The organism is Pseudonocardia sp. McavD-2-B, assembly GCF_024124365.1.
Taxonomy (GTDB): domain Bacteria; phylum Actinomycetota; class Actinomycetes; order Mycobacteriales; family Pseudonocardiaceae; genus Pseudonocardia; species Pseudonocardia alni.
Genome location: NZ_JAMXSG010000358.1, coordinates 1 through 4,705, shown reverse-complemented (window position 1 = coordinate 4,705; position 4,705 = coordinate 1). Strand labels below are relative to the sequence as shown.

At 75.7% G+C, this 4,705-nt stretch carries 5 protein-coding genes; 2 read left to right on the top strand and 3 right to left on the bottom strand.

Annotated elements, in window-relative coordinates; genetic code table 11:
• A partial coding sequence (locus NH602_RS28210; RefSeq protein ID WP_308292887.1) for a PEP/pyruvate-binding domain-containing protein occupies positions 1–372 on the bottom strand: 372 nt, incomplete at its 3' end.
• A 209-nt stretch (positions 373–581) separates the two neighbouring features.
• Positions 582–1,751 carry a lipase family protein gene (locus NH602_RS28205; protein ID WP_253069389.1) on the bottom strand — a complete coding sequence of 390 codons (1,170 nt, stop codon included), beginning with the start codon at positions 1,749–1,751 and terminating at the stop codon, positions 582–584.
• 229 nt (positions 1,752–1,980) lie between these two features.
• On the opposite strand from NH602_RS28205, the gene NH602_RS28200 reads away from it, so the two are divergent.
• A complete protein-coding gene (locus tag NH602_RS28200; protein ID WP_253069388.1) occupies positions 1,981–2,997 on the top strand; it encodes an alpha/beta hydrolase in 1,017 nt (338 codons plus the stop codon).
• Positions 2,998–3,076: 79 nt separating this feature from the next.
• Here the strand turns inward: NH602_RS28200 and NH602_RS28195 are convergent, their stop codons facing one another.
• Positions 3,077–3,874: a PRC and DUF2382 domain-containing protein gene (locus tag NH602_RS28195; RefSeq protein WP_253069387.1), complete on the bottom strand. Its 798-nt coding sequence runs from the start codon at positions 3,872–3,874 to the stop codon at positions 3,077–3,079.
• 296 nt (positions 3,875–4,170) lie between these two features.
• Between NH602_RS28195 and NH602_RS28190 the strand changes: the two genes are divergently transcribed.
• A partial coding sequence (locus NH602_RS28190; protein WP_374210273.1) for a hypothetical protein occupies positions 4,171–4,705 on the top strand: 535 nt, incomplete at its 3' end.

The window sequence follows — 4,705 nt, the reverse complement described above, 5'->3', positions numbered from 1 at the left end:
CGCCGCGGGCGGGCCCCGGGGGGCCGCGCGGGGGCCCCCCGCCCACGCCGTCCCGGCCGGGGCCCGGCCGACCGCCGCGGTGACCGCCGCCGCGACGTCGTCGGGGACCGGCCGGGACGCCACCAGCCCGCGGATCTCGGCGGCGACCACTGCGGTCCCGTCGGCGTCATCGGCGGGCAGACCGGCCAGGCGGTCCAGCAACGCGTCGAACCCGGGCGCACCGGTGACGGCGGCCCGGTAGACCTCCGTCGTCACGCACCAGCCGCCCGGGACGGCGACCCCCGCCGTCCGGGTCAGCTCCCCCAGGTGCGCGGCCTTCCCCCCGACGACGGCGAGCCGGTCCCGGCCGACCTCGCCCAACTGCAGCAGCACGTCGTGCACTCCCGCCCCCGTGTCACCACGACGCCGCAGGTCATGGCGCCGGGCGCAGAGTCTGACGCGGTCCCGGGGTCTTGCCGCAAGTCCCCGGTTGCGTTATACGTTGACCATGGCGGGAGGGCGACGCGCCCGCCTCACATCTCGGCGGGTGGGCGCCCGGGTCCGGTCCGTGGTGGACGGTCACACCGTCCCGTACGGACCCGTCAGTCGCAGGTCGACGTGACCGGCAGGTCGGCGAAGCGGGCCTGCAGGAACGCCAGCGCGCGGGCCTGACCGTCGGGGTACCCGCCGACGTGCCCGGGGACGGGCGACGGCCGGAACTCGACGTCGGCACCGCGGGCGCACCAGCGCTCGGCGAGCTCCCTGCCCTGGTCGAACGGCACGATGTCGTCGGCGACGCTGTGCACGATCAGCACCGGCGCCTCGGGGGTGCGGCGTCCGATCAGCTGCTCGTCGATCCTGCTCGCGAAGGGCTCCTCGTCGAGGAAGGCGGAGATCGGCCGCCCGTCGGCGGACAGCTGCTCGGAGCGCAGGCCGGGGTAGCGCAGCACGGAGTCCTGGGTGCACTGCTCGCGCAGCTCGGCGATCACCTGACGGCCGCGGTCGTTGAGCAGATCCGGCACCCCGAGATCCGGGTAGGCGGCGTCGAACCCGGAGACGGCGTAGCCGAGCAGCGCGACGGCGGCGCCGCCTTCCAGGGCTCGGCCGGTCGCGGCCAGGTCCGCGGGCGGCGCGCCCGCGTAGGCGCCGACGATGTCCAGCTCGGGGGCGTAGTCGGGGGCCAGCTCGACCGCGGCGGCCGAGGCACCGCCGCCCTGGGAGTAGCCGTAGAGCGCGGTCGGGGCGTCCTCCGGCACGCCGACGCCGGCCCGCTGGGCCGCGCGCACGACGTCCAGCAGGGCGTGCGCCTGCGCGGCCCGGTTGACGTAGGTGTGCTCGCCGGGGGTGCCCAGACCCTCGTAGTCGGTGACGGCCACGGTGCTGCCCGCGGCCAGCAGCGCGGTGAGGGCCGGTGCCTCGTACTCGGTGCCCGCCTGCAGCTGGCGCGACGGCGCGCACCGGTCGGCGAGGCCCTGGGTCCCCGCGGCGAAGCCGACGACCCGGGTGGGCCCCGGCGCCGGGACGAGCGGGGTGAGGACGATCCCGCTCACCGTGAACGGCCGGTCGTCGGTGTCGAGGCTGCGGTAGAGGATCCGGGTCGCGGTCGCGGCGGGCACGGTCGGCGTGAGGACCCGCTCCGCGGACACGACGTCGCCCGGCGCCCCGTCGGGCTCCGGTCCGTCCGGCGAGGCCAGTGCCTGCGGCACCGCGACCACCGCCGCGACGACCGCCACCACCCCCGCCACGACCGTCGCACGCAGCCTCGTCCTCATGCCCGTCCCCCTCCGCAGATGATCTCCACCGAGCTGAACGAGCGGCCACCCCGCCGGGAACGGGGACCGAGGTTGCGAAACGGCCGCGACGGCGCGCGGACCGGTGATCCGTGCCGCGTACAGCGGCAGCGAACGGCACCCGGTGCCACTATCGACACAGGAGATCGGGTACACGCGGGAGGTCACCGTGGATCATCGGGTACGTGTCGCACGAGGAGCTCTGCGCGGTGTGCTGGCCCTGCCGACGCCGGTGAAGCGGGCGATCGCCGGTCCGCCCGTCCGTCGCGACGGCCAGCAGCTCGACCTCGACATCCAGCTCCTGCTGCGGCTGCTCACCCCGCGCCGGTCGCAGCCCGTCCCGCCGCCGGAGCAGATGCGGGCGGGCCAGTCGTTCGTCGACCGCGTCGTCGCCGGGCCCGAGGAGCCGGGGGTGCGCCGCGAGGACCGCACGGTCCCCGGTGCGGTCGCCGACCTGCGGGCGCGGCTGTACGTGCCGCCGCCGGGACCCGACGTCGCCGACGGCGCACTGCTCGTCTACGTGCACGGCGGCGGTTTCGTCGCCGGTGACCTGGACACCCACGACGAACTGTGCGCGACGCTGGCCGCCGAGTCCGGCGCCCGGGTGCTGTCGGTCGACTACCGGCTGGCGCCCGAGCACCCGTTCCCGGCCGCCGTCGACGACTGTCTGGCCGCGTTCGCGCACGTCACGGCGCACCCGGAGGAGTTCGGGGCGGCCCCGGGCCGGATCGCGGTCGGCGGGGACTCCGCCGGGGCGAGCCTGGCGCTGACGGTGGCCCGCGAGACCAGCCGCGACGGCGCCGCCCCGGCCGGGCGTCCGGTGTTCTGCCTGGCGTTCTTCCCGGTCACCGAGCTCGACGGGCACACCCGCTCACGCGAGCTGTTCGGCGACGGCTTCCTGCTCACCGGTGAGGCGATCGAGGCGATGGCCGGCTGGTACGTGCCCGAGACGATGCGCGACGACCCGCGGCTGCGGATCGCCGAGGGCGACCTGTCCGGGATGCCGCCCGCCTACGTCGCGACCGCCGGGTTCGACCCGCTGCGCGACGAGGGCGAGCACCTGGTCACCCGCATGCGGGAGGCGGGCGTCCCGGCGACGCTGCGCCGTCACCCCGACCTCGTGCACGGCTTCGCGACCTCGCTCGGGATCGGGGTGCGCCCGAGGCAGGCCGTCGCCGAGGCCGCCGGCGCGCTACGGACGGCGTTCGCGCTGCTCGGCGCGACCTGACCGGCCCCGACATGGGCCCGGCGCGTCACCGGGCCCGAGGTGCGGGCTCCGGTGACGCGCCGGTGGCGCGGTGCGTCGCTCAGCTGCGGCGCTCGTCGCGGGGCAGGGCGTGCTGCGGGTCGTCGACCTCGACGCGCTCCTTGCGCACGGTGTCGGAGACCTTCTCGTCCTCGGTGACGGTGCGGGTGCCGAGGCGCACCTTCTCCACGGCCTCGGTGGTCTTGTCGACGACCGGGCGCTCGCGGTGCAGGGTCACCTCGTGCTCGGCCTCGCCCATGGCGCCCGGGCGGGCCTCGGCCTCGGTGCCGTCGACCGGCTCGCGCTCGAGGCGGACCTCCTCGTGCGACACCGGGACGGTGACGGTCTGGTCCTCGGTCACGACGTACTTGCGCAGCGCGACGCGCCCGGTCTCCTCGGTCTCGGTGCCGACGCGCAGGTTCTCCTCGTGGCGGACCATCGCGTCGTCGCCGGTACGGGCGGTGCGGTCGGTGCGGTCGGTGCGGTCGCGGTCGGTGCGCTCACCGGTGGCGTGGCGGGCGTCGGTGCGGCCGTTGCCGTTACCGTGCCCGATGCCGTAGTGGCGGTAGAGCTCGTCCTCCTCCGACCCGGTCAGGCGCTCGTCGGAGCGGCCCACGTGCGGGCAGTCCTTGACCGCCTTCTTCTCCACGCCCAGCGCGACGTCGCGGTCGTGCACGTCGGCGTTCTGCAGCGGCACGAAGCTCTCCTTGGTACCGAACAGCCCGGTGTTGACCGTGGCCCAGGTCGGGTCACCGCTGCGCTCGTCCAGGTAGATCTGGCCGATCTTGCCGACCTTCTCGCCGTGGTTGTCGACGACCTGACGACCGATGAGCTCCCGGGTCATGTCCTTCGTGATCATGCTGCTGTCCTCCGTGGCTCGGTGCGAATGCTGTCGAACACCGGTGGGGTCGACCCGGAACCGCCCCGGCATGCGGCGGACGCCGCGTTCCCCGTCGTCCGTGTGACCGTCGTCATCCACCCGGACCCACGGGATCGCTTGTGCGACAACGCTGGGTGTAGCGCGTTCCCGTCGCGGGCGACCCCGGACGGCATGTTTGGGACAGTCTGTTCTGGACTTGATCTAGGACGTTCCCGACGACGGGGACGGATCATCCCGCCACCGGGTCCCCGGGACCGGCGTGGAATCGTGATGACGTGCTCGCCGGGACCGCACTGCTCCCGCTCGGGTCGGCCGTCACCGTCACCGCCGTCGCGGGCACGGCCGCGCTCACCCTCGTACTGCTCGTGCGCCACTGGGCCCGCCGGCGGCCCGCGGTGCGGGCGGCCGCGCTGCCGGCCGTGGTCGCGCTCGTCGTGCTCGCCCTCGCGGTGGGGACGAACGCCTGGTTCGGCTTCTACCCGACGCCCGCCTCGCTGGCCGCCGGACCGGACCGCGGCGGGCTGCCCGCGCCACCCGCCCCGCCGGTCACCGGCCCCGGCAGGGACACCGTGCTGACCGTCGACGGCGTCGACGTGCCCGCGCACCTGCCGCCCGGCTACGACGAGCACCTCGCCCACCCCGTCCTGGTGTGGACCGGGTCCGGGGACGGATCGGCCGCGGTCGACGCCGCCGTCGACGCCGCGGTCACCGCGGGCCGGATGCCGGCCGTGGTGGTGCTGTGGACCGACCGGGTGCCGGTGTCCCGGCTGCGCGTCGCCGCCGTCGCGGCCGGCTCGCCGGTGCTGCGGA